Genomic DNA, 13654 nt, shown 5'->3' with positions numbered 1-13654 from the left:
TGCTGAAATAGGATATTCTAATATTAGTGTATCTACATTATTGGTTTTAAATGGGGGATAAGTTGATGGAGTCACTATGGATAGAGTATGCATGGGCATTGTTAATTCTAATCGGATTAGAAGGATTGTTATCGGCTGACAATGCTCTTGTCCTAGCAGTTATAGCCAAGCATTTACCCGAAAATGAGAAAAGAAAAGCTATAAATTATGGTATCATTATGGCCTTCGTTTTTCGCTTTGCTGCGCTTTTTGCCATTTCTTTTATTGCAAACGTCTGGCAGATACAGGCGATAGGAGCAGCTTATCTTCTATACTTAGGCTTAAAACATGTTATTCAGGCTCGTTTCGGGAAAAAGAATGAGAACATTCATAAGGACACTGAAAACGAAGCCGCTGGAAAAGGTTTCTGGCCGACAGTAGGGAAGATTGCGCTTGCTGACCTCGCTTTTGCAGTCGATTCAATACTAGCTGCGGTTGCTATTGCCCTTGGTCTTCCAGATTCACCGCTTGGCGATTTCGGGGGTATGGATGGAGGGCAGTTTATTGTTGTAGTTCTCGGTGGTATTGCTGGACTAATCTTGATTAAGTTCGCAGCAACCTGGTTTGTGCAACTTCTTGCAAAACGACCAGCATTGGAGACAACAGCATATGCAATTGTTGCTTGGGTCGGAGTCAAACTTGCTATTATTACCCTTGCCCATGAGGATATTGGAGTCTTAGATCATGATTTCCCCCATAGTCCAGCATGGACTTTGGTTTTCTATGGAATATTAATCGGTATTGCCCTAATTGGTTGGTTTGGCGGGAAAAAAGTTGTTTCAGATAAAACCTAGGTAACAAACCCTTCCATTTCAAGCCAATGGACTTTTCTTGTATGAAAAAACACCGCTAATAGCGGTGCTTTTTAGTGTCTAATCCTAATGCTATTTCCGGTGCTAAACTGTATTTCCTGGTTACTTTTTTTGATGATTTAAAGAATAATCAACCCATCCTTTTACTTCTGCAAGTTGTTCTTTCATCCTTACGCCAACAATACTCTCGAGCCTGTTTTTCTCTATTAAGTTATCAACTTCCTGTAGAACAGAATTAATTTCTTTTTCCATTTGAGTCGGATTTCTTTTAAGTATTTTATTTAATTCATTAAAGGACTGTTTTAGGTCCTTTCCTTCTCTCTTATAAATGGCCCCTTGTTCAATATAAATTTTACTGATTTGTGTTTCCATTTCTTTTAATACGACATGAGCAGCCTTAATAGGTTCTTCGCCAGGATTTACTGCTTTTTCACGCCATGGGCCCTTGCCTAAAGCATCAACTGAAGGGGCACTAGCTTGGCCGAAAGCAAACATGTTTACGCCGGATGTTCCATGTTTCGCGGATATAACATCGTTAACACTTGCCATTTCACTGAGATGATGGTAGAAAGAGTAAATCCCTGTGTAGTACATCGTCCCATCGGGCATAAGCTTTTTGCTGTCTTGAACTGTTTTTTGTATACTATTAAAATCGTGACCATATGCTTGAGGAATTACACCATCTATATCATCTTTCCAATCACTGATCAATACGGCTTCTGGACCTGGTTCTGGAGTTGCTGTCATCATAAACTTTTGGTTAATTTCTTTTGATTGGTCATGTAGTTTCTCAACGAACTCATTTTCTTTTACACGCAGCCAAGTTGTCCATTTTTCCCACTCTTCTGGGTTTGTTGATGGATTGAGGGTATAAGGATCAATACCAGTCTCTTCCTTGTAAAGGGTTCGAGTTTTGCTGCTAAAACCATAGCTTTTCTCAAAATCATGATGCGGGTAACGCATATAATCGATATTAAGACCTTTTATACCGTAGTTCATCTGCATTTCTTTGTAGATATCCAGCATGAATTTTTGTACGTCAGGCTGTGCAATGTCTAACCAATAATATTTGCTTGATGAATCCGGCACTGGTTTGCCTGTAGTGTTTTGGCGCTGCGTGGCTGCCCATTCCGGGTAGACTTTAAATTGCGGAGGAGTTCCTAAACTGCTTTCACCAACCATAAATCCATCTGTCCATGCTTGCACCGTAAGTCCGCGCTTTTTCCCTTCTTTTACATAGGCATCTAGCAAATCTTTACCATACGGTCCATACTCACTATTTTCAAATCTTGGATGTTGGGCTGGCAGGCCATACTGCTCCATTATTTTACTTGGATAAATTGTATAGCCATGGAATGTAGTTTCAAGGTAGACCGAGTTAAAACCAGCCTCTTCCATCCTGTCCAGGACCTGTTTGACACCCTCAAGAGTTGTTTCTTCAGGGCGATACCAAATGGCACGTTGCTCTGCTACATTTGATGGCATTGAATAATAATAGGCGTCATATGCCAGCTGGGTTGCCTGCCGTGTGACGTCAAGTGCTAGAAACGGGTCTTTTTCCTTTAATGCCTCTGCTTCACTTAATCGTAGTTCAGCCTTGTATATGGAATTTTCTGCTTGTTCCAATGAAACGTCCAAATAATTAGCTTTGGCTTTCTCAATAGATGTTCTGGCTTGGTGAATTGCTTGCTCGCTCTGAAACGCAAAACTATCAACATCTTGAATAATTCTTACCGTACCGTTGCCATCTACTGTAACCTTTGCCCCTATAATAGAATGTGAGGAAAGCCACTTAGCAGCTATGCCATGACCACTCACGACAAACCCATTATCGGGTATTTTAGATCCGCCGCCTCCCAATTTTGTAACAAATCCATCCTCAACGGTAATTTCATAACCATATGCATTGGTTTTAGTCGTTTCTCCAAAAGAACGATTATATACAATCAACTGATCGGGTCCTCTAAAGCCATCAAACGGGGCACCAGCTGGATTGGATTCTGCTGTAGGATTGATTGCGTTAGCCAATATCTCTTCCTTCTTTTCAACTGGTTCTAATAAGGTCACTGTTTCTCCAGTTTCTAATTGCATTAAAAAGGTTTCAACCTCAGCTGTAGTCTTAGCTCCTGTAGAAAGAACAATGCCATTTAGAGGAATCGGACTGTCACCATCGGTATATTTTTGTACCCGGTATGTATTAAGTCCTGTTTTATCTAAAATGATCTCTTTACTCCCTTTCTTAGTTTCTGTGTAATAGCTGAAAGTGTCATCAAAAAGGACTAACTTGTTTTCATTTGCCAGTTGATTGATTCCACCTACGGTCATGTGATCACCTGATTGATCCTTAACGGTTAGAACATCAACTGATATGCTGTTTTCTTGGGCTGAAGCATTACTTACCATTCCTAAAGAAGAGAGTACTAGGGTTGAAGCGAGAATTGAACTGCTAAGTGCTTTCCTTTTTTTTGCATACTTTGTTCTCCTTTTCAATAATGTACTTGTTTCATTGAGACACTGACTTAAAAGTGATCACTAATTAAAACTCTTCAAAGATGCACCTAAATTAATACAATTTTCAGAAAACGTTTTCAAAAAAACTATAAACGTATTTATCATTTTTCACAACCATTTTTAAATTAATTTTTAATATGATATAAATTTTGAAAATTATTTTCACTTTTATTTCAGCGATAAGAAAGAGTGATGTTAATGCGATTATAGTAGTTTGTTGTAACAACTTTGTAGATTGAACTTATGTCAATTTAATAAATGGTGTTGATATAAAGAGAATAAAATCAGAATCAGCACATTCTGAATGGATATATCAAATATAAAAAGTAGTAAAATGAAAATAATTTTCACAAATAAATTAAAAATAAAAATAATTTTAATAATTCTTGTAATACGATGATAGCCCTAGTATTATAAAAATAAGAAAACGCTTACCAATAGTTTCAAAGGGGGATGAAGTAATGGGAAAACGAACAAAAAGGTTAATTGCCGGCACGATGGCAACAGCTCTTTCGGTGAGCATAATGGCAGCATGCAGCAAGGAAGAGGCAAACAGCTCGAAAGCATCAAATTCTGGAGAGTTATCAGGGGATGTAACACTTTGGACTGCATCATTAGCAGGGGAACCATTTGATACATATTTTGACAAACTAGAGAAAAACTTTGAAAAACTGCATCCTGATGTAGATGTTGTAATTGAAGACATTCCACAAAATGAAATGGAACAAAAGGTACTTACATCCCTTACTGGCAGTGATGTACCTGATGTGGTTAACTTAAATCCACACTATATGTCCAATATCGCAGCACAGGGTGGACTATTAGACTTAACAGATATGGTGAGTGACGAAACGAAGAACTCTTTTGTAGAAGGGCCATACAAGTCTGGTATTTATGAAGATAAATTGTATGCAATGCCTTGGTATTTAACAACAACTGTATCTTGGTATAATGGCGATCATTTTGAACAAGCAGGTGTCAGTGAGTTGCCTACTACTACTGAGGGCATATACAATACTGCAAAAGCTGTAACAGAAAAGACAGGTAAACCTTCCTACTATCCAGTAATCAATGACGGAAACACTATTATGGAGAAAATGGTCTCCTTATCAAACGGAAAACCACTTGTAAAAGACGGAAAGGCAGCTTTTGAAAAGAATAAAGACATCCTTGATTATTTTACATTTACTCAGAAGATGTATAAGGAAGGTATCATTCCTCAGGAGACTGCAGAAGGATCATTAAAAACGGGCCAGGAGTTGTTTATGGCTGGAAACACTTCTTTCCTGGAAGGCGGAGTTACTTTCTTAGGACCAATAGAATCTGGTGCTCCTGATGTATATAAAGCTTCTAAGGCAGGTCAGCCTTTAGAATCAGCAGAAGCTCCAGTAAACGTTGCCGTTATGAACTTTGCAGTACCGGCAAAAACAAAAAACAAAGAAGCAGCTGTTGCGCTTGCTGAATTTGTAACAAATGCAGAGAATCAACTAGAATTTGCGAAGACAGCAGGAACAGTATTACCTGCTACAAAGGAATCTTTGGAGGATGACTACTTCAAAAATCCTGGAGATTCGCCAAAGGCACTGGGGATGTTAGAGGCATCTAAATCTTTAGAGCGTGCAGAGGTATTGATTCCCCCGACGGAGAACAGTGCTGAATTACGTGAATCCACAAAGAATATTTTTGTTAAAAACCTACAAGGGAAGCTGACACCTGAGGAAGCAGTAAAACAACTCTCATCAGAGTGGAACAAAGCATTTGAAAAATCAGGTGAAAAAGTGACATTCTAATGAATGGAAAAGAGGATAGCTTTGAACCAAAAGCTATTCTCTATTTTTTTGAATGGAGAGAGGCACATGAGCAGGGGACCTGTTGTACTACCGAATTCAAAAGTGAAAGTTACGATGAAAAAGAAACATAGATTAAGTATGCGAAATGTAACACCTTGGCTGTTTTTACTACCATCCATATTGATTTTGGGTACATTTCTCATCATCCCAATCTTAGAAGCTTTTCAATGGAGTTTACTAGACTATAAAATCATTGCGGGTACGGGTGAATTTGTTGGCTTAAGTAACTTTAAAGAGATATTTACGGATCAGGATTTTTGGATGTCCGTATTAAATACGTTCATTTTTTTAATTATCGTGTTGCCATTGAATGTCTTTTTACCAATGATTTTAGCAGTACTAGTGAACCAAAAGATCAGAGGTGTGTCTACTTTCCGCATCCTCTATTATCTGCCTGTTATAACACCAATGGTTGTGGCTGCATTAATGTGGAAAATGCTGTACTCTCAAAGCGGATTAATATCAGAATTATTGGTCAAACTTGGCCTTTTTGATTCTCCTACGAATCTTCTGGTTCAATCATCCACAGCTTTATTTGCAGTAGCCATGATTACTGTTTGGAAAGGGCTCGGTTATTATATGATCATTTATTTGGCCGGACTGCAGTCAATACCAAAAGATGTGTATGAGTCATCAAGCATTGACGGTGCTTCATTATTCCAGCAGTTCAGGAATATTACAGTTCCAATGTTGGCGCCTTCTGTAACATTGGTTTCTGTCATGACGATTATTGCCGGCATGAAAGTGTTTGAGGAAATTGCCTTAACAACAGGAGGCGGACCTTCTGGTGCTACGACTACACTAGTTATGTATATTTACGACAAGTTTATGAATTTAGATGTCAGTATCGCTTCTGCAGCAGGTTTAGTTCTTTTGCTCCTCGCTATTGGAGCATCTTTACTTCAAATGAAGTTATCCAGTAAGCGCGAAGATGATTTGCGAGCATAAACAGATTGGGGAGAACATGATGAAATCGAAGCAGATCAGTCAAAAATTGTGGCTCTATGCTTTAATGATCCTGATTACAATACTCACTGTGGGACCATTTTTAGTTACCCTGTTCATGGCACTAAAATCAGCAAGTGAAGGGATATACAGCAGCTTGCTTCCAGCCAGTCCTACCTTTACTAATTTTGTAACAGCTTTTGACAAAGCAAATTTCGGCACATATTTCTTAAATACCGCAGTGGTTACAGTGATTGCCATACCTTTAAATTTATTGTTTTGCAGTTTAGCCGCTTATCCACTGGCACGTATGGATTTCAAAGGGAGAAGTGTTGTTTTGGCGTTAATCATTTCAACAATGATGGTTCCTTTTCAGCTGTACATGGCACCTCTGTTCCAACTAGCAGGCAAGCTTGGCTTACAAAATACTCATCTAGGATTAGTCGTCATGCAAGTATCAACGGCATTTGGCATCTACTTAATGCGTCAAGCCTTTTTGAGAATTCCAAAAGAGCTTGAAGAATCAGCGTATCTTGATGGGGCAAATAAAATTAAAGTATGGTACCTAGTTGCGTTGCCACTTGTGAAACCAACACTTGTAACACTTGCCATCTTCACTTTCATGGGTACATGGGGTGACTATTTGTGGCCTTTGTTAAACTCAACAGAAAGCAGCATGTATACATTGTCGATAGGGTTAGCCCAGCTCTCTCAAAATTTTGATGGTTCTAATTTGAAATTAATCAGTGCAGCATCCATTCTAACGACAATTCCAACACTGCTCATTTTTATATGGCTGCAAAAATACTTTATTTCCGGTGCAACAGACGGTGCTGTAAAAGGTTAATAAGATTGATAGGTAAGCTGTTTAAAAGAAAACCAAGGGACCAAGAGGTGGATGATAATGAGTACAGTCTCTTTTTTCGGTCGGAGAATACCGATTATTTTAGATGCTGATTGTGTTGTAGTAGGCGGAGGAACAGGTGGAGCAGCAACTGCAATTGCTGCTTTAGAAGAAGGCATTAAAACACTTGTTATAGAGAAAACGATTTCTTTAGGGGGCACTCAAACAAATGCATTGGTTTCTCCTATGATGCCGACCTATGTGAAAGGACAGCGTGTGAATCACTTAATCATTGAACGCCTGCACAGGGAACAAATCGAAACAAATGACGGGACGACGACATGCAGCTGGTTCAACGTTGAAACATTAAGCTATGTATTAGAGCAGCTGATTATCGAGCGTGGCGGACATATTTTATATGATGCTAATTATGTAGATTGTATAAAAGATGAGAGTCGAATCACTCATATTATCGTAAATACGTGCAACGGCTTAGCAGCCATCGAAGGAAAGACATTTGTGGATGCGTCAGCTGATGCCGTCCTTTCAAGAACGGCAGGTGTTCGGGTAGAATCCGGAAACCAAGAAGGTGAAAACCAGCAAATATCGTTTCGATTCGAGATGGGTGGAATAGATATAACAGCTTTACGTGAATTTATCCTGTCGCAAAATGAAACGTTTTGTACAATTAATAATCCTGCGTTCTTTGAGATCGCGATGGTGCCAGGAAAAGGTCATGTACTAGAATCACTTTTTCAAAAAGGACTGGAAAATGGCGATTTAGCAGAAGAAGATTTACGCTATTTTCAGGCATTTACACAACCTGGAAAACCAAGTGTCATGTCCTTTAATTGCCCGCATATTCCCGGCATAAATCACACAACTGACCCAGTTCTTCGTTCTAAAGCAGTCATAAAGGGACGAGAAATGATACGAAGATTAGCTAACTTCCTGCCTAAATACGTTCCAGGATTTAACCATGCTTATCTTTTAAAGGAAGCAACGCAGCTCGGCATTCGCGAATCGTACCGAATTGTTGGACAGTATGTATTAACAGAAAATGACTATGTTGCTCGTGCACGATTTGATGACGGGATTGCACGTGGGGATTGGTATATTGATGTACATAGCGTAAGTAAAGAAAATATTGAAGAAGCCAGATTGTCACGCGGTGAATTCTATGAGATTCCATACAGGTCACTGATTACGCATGAAGTGAGTAACATGATTGTTGTCGGACGCCATATTTCAAGTACATTTCTGATGCAAGCATCATTGCGTATCCAGCCTACGGTAAGGGATATGGCGCAAGCTGCGGGATTTGCCTGTTCATATTCAATTAAACAAAATATAGACCTAAATAAAATTGATGGTTCCCATTTTAAGCAACGGTTGGCTTCAATTAGGGCTAATTTCTGAGCATCATAAAAGAAGAATATTTTTGGCCTAAACAAATATAAACGATTCTCGTGAAAAGGGAAGAGCAGTAAAGCGTAAAAGTGTGCTCTTTCCTTGGAAATGAAGGTGAAATTAATGAGGAAATTTTTAGCCTTTGATATTGGGGGAACATTACTCAAATATGGTGTTCTAACTGAAGAAGGAATATTTATCGAAAAGTATGAATGCCCGGCAGAAGCACATCTCGGCGGGCCTGCCATAGTAGAGAAGGTCAAAGCCTTCGGCATAAAACTAATGAATGAACATAAGATCAGCGGTGTCTGCATCAGCTCTGCCGGCCAAGTTGATTCCAATAGAGGTGTGATTTTATATGCCTCTTCCTTTATTCCAAAATACACGGGTACTCCATTAAAGAATGAGCTAGAAACCTTTTTTCAATTACCGGTTGAGGTGGAGAATGATGTAAACTGCGCTGGGTTGGCAGAGTCTTGGATTGGGACCGGCAAGGATGCAAAAAGTTTGTTCTGTCTTACGGTTGGCACCGGTATCGGCGGCAGTTATATCATAGACAATAAATTACAAACTGGGCACAGCTTTAGTGCAGGGGAAATTGGTTACATCCCTGTTGAAGGGAGCCAATTTCAAGAATTAGCATCTACAAGGATTTTAGTGAGGAATGTTGCGAAACGCAAAGGAATTCCTGAAAGTGAAATCAATGGAAAAGAAATTTTTGAACTTGCCCAGAAGGATGATGAGATTTGCATTCAAGAAATTAATCGTCTTGTTTACTATCTTTCCAAAGGGATTTCAACAATTGCTTATATGATGAATCCAGAAATGATTATTATTGGCGGAGGGATTACAGCACAAAAAGAGTATCTTTATCCGCTAATTATGAAACAGCTGCAAAAAGACATTATGCCTGCTGTATTAGACAAAGTGAAAATTGAAATTGCCAGAAATCTTAATAATGCCGGTATGGTTGGGGCTCTTCGGCATTTTTTGCTCCAAGAATCGTTACAGCCTCTAAAAAGTATAACAACGATTATCGAATCAAATACGCATAAGTTAACAAAGAGAGAAAAAACAATTGCAAAGTTTATCATCTTAAATTTAGAAAGCGTCCCAAATAAAACAATTTCAGAAATGTCACGACAATTAAATTTATCAGAGGCAACAATTACAAGATTTTGTAAAAAACTCGAGTTCGGATCTTATAATCAGCTGCGATTACTGGCTAAAGAATCTATTGTGAGCACTCGATTATACGAACAAAAAGAAACGACAAGCCTAACTTCTGTAAAACAAGCCTATATGAGCATGTTAAATAAGTTTGATACGCTCAATGAGGTAGAAGATATTCTTTTATTTAAAAATCAATTAGTTTCAGCTAAGAAAATCTATTTATACGGCGCAGGTGAAATGTCACTAGTGGCTAACCAACTAAAATATAAGCTTATGAAACTTGGTATGGCAGCTGACGCATTTTCAGACCACTATCAAATGGAAATGTCTACGCATTTACTCAGCCTGGAAACAGTAGTAGTCGGTCTAAGCACATCCGGATATGCTTCGGATATTGTCCACATGATGGAAACAGCCAAAACGTGTGGATCGGCAACAATAGGGATTACGAGTCAACAAGATTCTCCCTTATCCCAGGCTTCTGATATTCATCTGCTTGTTCCAACTGCTGATGAGATACAAGGTTACAGCAGTTCAGCCAGTGAAGTTTGTGCATTTTACCTAATCGATGTCCTTTTAAATGAAATTCAAAGCAACGATAAAGGTATAAGTAAAAAAAGTATTATGTAATAGAGTGAGTAACCGTGCCGCAGGTATGAAGTGTTATGGAAACGATGTATTCAGCTCTCCTAAATTGGAGGAATCCCAGTGAATCTCTTTGATTTGCCGCTTGTGCAGCTGCAAACGTATCAGCCAAAACAAACGAAGAAAAAAGATTTTGAAGTTTTCTGGAATAATCGGATAAAGGAAAGTAAACTCCAGGCATTAGATACCGTTATAGAAGATCGTATGTATTATGTCCCTGGTGTCCAGTTGTACGATGTAACCTTTAATGGATTTAGAAACTCACGTATTCATGCCATGTATTTAAAACCGGATAAAGAGGTTAATTCAAAGACACCTGCAGCTGTTATCTTTCATGGATACAATTGGAATAATCTGCAGCCGAATTATGCATTCAAATATTTAATTCAAGGTATTCCGGTTCTGTTAGTCGAGGTCCGAGGTCAAAATGTTAACTCACCAGATCATAATCATTATAAAAACGGAGGATCCTCAGGCTGGATGACCCTAGGAATTACAGATCCCGATAACTATTATTATAGCTATGTGTATATGGATTGTTACAGAAGCGTTGATGTCTTAAGAGAAATTTCGGGAAAGACTGAGGTCATTGCAGAGTGCGGAAGTCAAGGTGGTGCTCTTGCAGTTTCAACTGCTGCCTTACAGGACGGTATTTCGGCTGCTCTTGTTGATATTCCTTTTCTTACTCATTTTAAGCGATCTATTGAACTTGCCACAGAAGGGCCTTATAACGAAATTTATCACTATTTTAAACTGCATGATCCTTTACAAAAAAAACGATCTGCTGTTTTTGACACGTTAAGCTATGTGGATTGTATGAATTTAGCAAGTCATATCTCATGCCCTTCTTTAGTAGGAGTAGGTTTGGAAGATAAGGTTTGCCCGCCTTCCAGTGGATTTGCCTTATACCATCATTTAGGCGGCCAAAAACAAATTCAAGTATATCCTGAATTTGCACACGGGCTATCATCGGTTCATGAAGAAAGAAAACTTCAATTTATTTCTTCTTTATACAATTGGTCATAAAAGGAAGAAGAGAAATATGCTTGAAGAGGAGCAACCTAATGAAAATTGCATACTTACCCATTGATGAGCGACCATGCAATATTGATTACATCAAAAGGATTGCACGGTCTTCGTCAGATATTGAATTGATGCTGCCAGGTGATGAATTACTCGGAGCAAAAAAAACAGCAGCCGATACTAATGGTCTTTGGAACTGGCTAAACCAGGCTGTTAGGACAGCTGATGCTATTATCTTAAGCATCGATATGCTGGTATATGGCGGGTTATTGCCATCAAGACTGCATTATTTGTCAAAAGACACAGTAACAATGTGTGTAGAGCGACTTCGTTCATTTCATAAAACGTATCCTGGCGTTCCGATCTATGCGTCCAATTTAATTATGCGGACACCAAAGTATAGTTCAAGTGATGAAGAACCAGATTATTATGAACAGTGGGGAAGGGAAATTTTCTTACGTGCTTATCTACAAGATAAGCAAGACCGTGAGACGTTAGAGGAAGAAGAACAAATGCAATTACAGGAAATTGCATCAAAATTACCAGAGGAATACATACACGATTATGAAACGAGACGATCGTTTAATTCCCTCATTAATATCAAGATGCTGGAGCTTGTTAATGAAGGCGTGATAAAGTTCTTATCGATTCCCCAGGATGACAGTGCAGAGTATGGGTACACGGCAAAGGACCAAAAGTTAGTTGCAGAAAAACGAGAACAACTTCGTTTGTATAAACAGGTTCATATGTATCCAGGAGCAGACGAGGTAGGAGCAACTTTACTAGCACGCGTCTATAACGATTTCAAAGGGATTAGGCCAAAAATTTATCCGATCTGGAGCAGTACACTTGGACCACAGGTAATTCCAATGTATGAAGACCGGCCTTATGCTGAAAGTTTAAAGGCACACGTGTCAGCTGCTGGCTGTCAGTTGGTATCCAGAGCTGAAGATGCTGATTTAATACTTGCCTATAATACACCAGGACGTGTCATGCAAGAATCTTGGGACCAGCATAATAAAGACATTACCTATACAAGTTTCCGCAACATGTTAACATTTGTAGACCAAATCAAAACCTTTATAGATGCAGGGAAAAAAGTGATGATATCCGATGCAGCATATGCTAACGGGGGGGATCGTGAATTAATCATGTTGTTAGATGAAGAACGCGTTCTTGACCGAATTGTTTCATATAAAGGGTGGAATACAAATTGCAACACGCTCGGTACAACGATTAGTCAGGGTGTTGTATCTCTAAATGGCAAGTCGGATATTATTCAAGAAAATATCATCTATCATATATTAGATGACTATCTTTATCAATCAGAAATCAGAATGGACATGGTTGCTGACTATCTGCCAACCCACAATCTTACCTACTTTGATTTGAAAAATAAAGCCTCTCTTGTAAACCGTGAAAGAGATAAAAGACTGTATACACGATACAAAGAAATGATTTTATACAGTTTCAAAGAGATGGAACTTAAAGAAATTAATACTCATTCACCATGGAATAGAATGTTTGAATGTGGAATGACGCTGAGGTTTTAAAAAAGGGAGGCAGAAGCATGTTAACAGCAATAAAATCTGGTCTGGTGGTATCTTGCCAGGCATTAGAAGATGAACCTTTGCATGGATCTGATATTATGAGCCGAATGGCAGTTGCTGCAAAAAGAGGGGGAGCAGTTGCTATTCGTGCTAATGGTGTAAATGATATACGCGCAATAAAAGAGAGTGTTAATCTACCAATCATAGGGATCATAAAACAGGATTACAAAGATTCAAATGTTTACATAACTCCAACTTTAAAAGAGGTAGAAGCATTGGTTGAACTTAATATAGGTTTGATTGCTGTAGATGCAACAAACCGAATACGTCCAGGTGGTGTGGATCTGCCCACCTTCTTAAAGGAAATTAAAACCAAATTTCCAAACCAGCAATGGATGGCTGATTGTGCAACATTAGAGGAATGCATCATGGCTGAAAAATTAGGCTTTGACTGCGTTGGTACGACCATGCATGGCTATACTGAAGATACAGTAGGGATGAAATTACATTCAAATGATTTTAAGTTCTTAAAAGATGTAGTAAGTCATGTGAGTATTCCCGTTATTGCAGAAGGAAATGTCATTACGCCAGAGATGGCTAAAAAAGCTTTACGATATGGAGCGCATACAGTTGTGGTTGGCGGAGCGATAACACGCCCTCAGCAAATAACAAGACATTTTGTTGATGTAATAGAATCCGTTAGATAAAGCGCGACTTAGTAAATATTAGGGAAAATTCATTTTATTTACGTTCTGGTTGCAATAGAAATACATGGTCATATTAGTGTTAAAATTAGTCAAGTAGAGCCGCCGACATTATTTGGGCGGCTCTTGCTGTGGCATAATTTTCTGA

10 protein-coding genes are annotated in these 13654 nt (G+C 38.8%); 9 read left to right on the top strand and 1 reads right to left on the bottom strand.

Annotated features, from left to right (window positions below):
* The first annotated feature begins 65 nt into the window (after window positions 1-65).
* Window positions 66-833, top strand: coding sequence for a TerC family protein (locus E2R53_RS06775; RefSeq protein WP_133310969.1), 768 nt, complete (start codon window positions 66-68; stop codon window positions 831-833).
* A 120-nt stretch (window positions 834-953) separates the two neighbouring features.
* Here the strand turns inward: E2R53_RS06775 and E2R53_RS06770 are convergent, their stop codons facing one another.
* Entirely contained in the window at window positions 954-3176 is a 2223-nt protein-coding gene (locus tag E2R53_RS06770) for a glycoside hydrolase family 10 protein (protein WP_165970915.1), read from the bottom strand.
* Window positions 3177-3823: 647 nt separating this feature from the next.
* Between E2R53_RS06770 and E2R53_RS06765 the strand changes: the two genes are divergently transcribed.
* The 8 genes from E2R53_RS06765 to E2R53_RS06730 all read left to right on the top strand — a co-directional run bounded on the left by E2R53_RS06765 (window position 3824) and on the right by E2R53_RS06730 (window position 13509).
* A complete protein-coding gene (locus E2R53_RS06765) occupies window positions 3824-5152 on the top strand; it encodes an ABC transporter substrate-binding protein (protein WP_133310967.1) in 1329 nt (442 codons plus the stop codon).
* A gap of 66 nt (window positions 5153-5218) precedes the next feature.
* Window positions 5219-6160 (top strand): carbohydrate ABC transporter permease, encoded by a 942-nt coding sequence (locus tag E2R53_RS06760; protein ID WP_133310966.1) that lies wholly within the window; start codon window positions 5219-5221, stop codon window positions 6158-6160.
* Between the two features lie 16 nt (window positions 6161-6176).
* A complete protein-coding gene (locus E2R53_RS06755) occupies window positions 6177-7004 on the top strand; it encodes a carbohydrate ABC transporter permease (protein ID WP_286166097.1) in 828 nt (275 codons plus the stop codon).
* Window positions 7005-7061: 57 nt separating this feature from the next.
* On the top strand, window positions 7062-8420 hold the full coding sequence (locus E2R53_RS06750) for an FAD-dependent oxidoreductase (protein ID WP_133310965.1): 1359 nt from the start codon (window positions 7062-7064) through the stop codon (window positions 8418-8420).
* 114 nt (window positions 8421-8534) lie between these two features.
* A complete protein-coding gene (locus E2R53_RS06745) occupies window positions 8535-10214 on the top strand; it encodes an ROK family protein (protein ID WP_165970914.1) in 1680 nt (559 codons plus the stop codon).
* 78 nt (window positions 10215-10292) lie between these two features.
* Window positions 10293-11255: an acetylxylan esterase gene (locus E2R53_RS06740; RefSeq protein ID WP_165970913.1), complete on the top strand. Its 963-nt coding sequence runs from the start codon at window positions 10293-10295 to the stop codon at window positions 11253-11255.
* Between the two features lie 38 nt (window positions 11256-11293).
* The gene (locus E2R53_RS06735) at window positions 11294-12805 is read left to right on the top strand and encodes a DUF4127 family protein (RefSeq protein WP_133310962.1); all 1512 of its coding nucleotides are present in this window, start codon (window positions 11294-11296) and stop codon (window positions 12803-12805) included.
* Window positions 12806-12822: 17 nt separating this feature from the next.
* Window positions 12823-13509 carry an N-acetylmannosamine-6-phosphate 2-epimerase gene (locus tag E2R53_RS06730; protein ID WP_133310961.1) on the top strand — a complete coding sequence of 229 codons (687 nt, stop codon included), beginning with the start codon at window positions 12823-12825 and terminating at the stop codon, window positions 13507-13509.
* Window positions 13510-13654 lie beyond the last annotated feature (145 nt).

Origin of the sequence: Peribacillus frigoritolerans, from assembly GCF_004358755.1 — a bacterium.
Classification (GTDB): domain Bacteria; phylum Bacillota; class Bacilli; order Bacillales; family Bacillaceae; genus Bacillus_P.
Note: the sequence above shows the minus strand (reverse complement) of the source record. Positions and strands in the feature narration are given on the sequence as shown.

Excerpts from the sequence above, each read along its gene's own strand:
- E2R53_RS06775 (WP_133310969.1), top strand. The coding sequence starts at position 66 with ATGGAGTCACTATGGATAGAGTATGCATGGGCATTGTTAATTCTAATC.
- E2R53_RS06770 (WP_165970915.1), bottom strand. The coding sequence starts at position 3,176 with ATGACCGTAGGTGGAATCAATCAACTGGCAAATGAAAACAAGTTAGTC.
- E2R53_RS06765 (WP_133310967.1), top strand. The coding sequence starts at position 3,824 with ATGGGAAAACGAACAAAAAGGTTAATTGCCGGCACGATGGCAACAGCT.
- E2R53_RS06760 (WP_133310966.1), top strand. The coding sequence starts at position 5,219 with ATGAGCAGGGGACCTGTTGTACTACCGAATTCAAAAGTGAAAGTTACG.
- E2R53_RS06755 (WP_286166097.1), top strand. The coding sequence starts at position 6,177 with ATGATGAAATCGAAGCAGATCAGTCAAAAATTGTGGCTCTATGCTTTA.
- E2R53_RS06750 (WP_133310965.1), top strand. The coding sequence starts at position 7,062 with ATGAGTACAGTCTCTTTTTTCGGTCGGAGAATACCGATTATTTTAGAT.
- E2R53_RS06745 (WP_165970914.1), top strand. The coding sequence starts at position 8,535 with ATGAGGAAATTTTTAGCCTTTGATATTGGGGGAACATTACTCAAATAT.
- E2R53_RS06735 (WP_133310962.1), top strand. The coding sequence starts at position 11,294 with ATGAAAATTGCATACTTACCCATTGATGAGCGACCATGCAATATTGAT.
- E2R53_RS06730 (WP_133310961.1), top strand. The coding sequence starts at position 12,823 with ATGTTAACAGCAATAAAATCTGGTCTGGTGGTATCTTGCCAGGCATTA.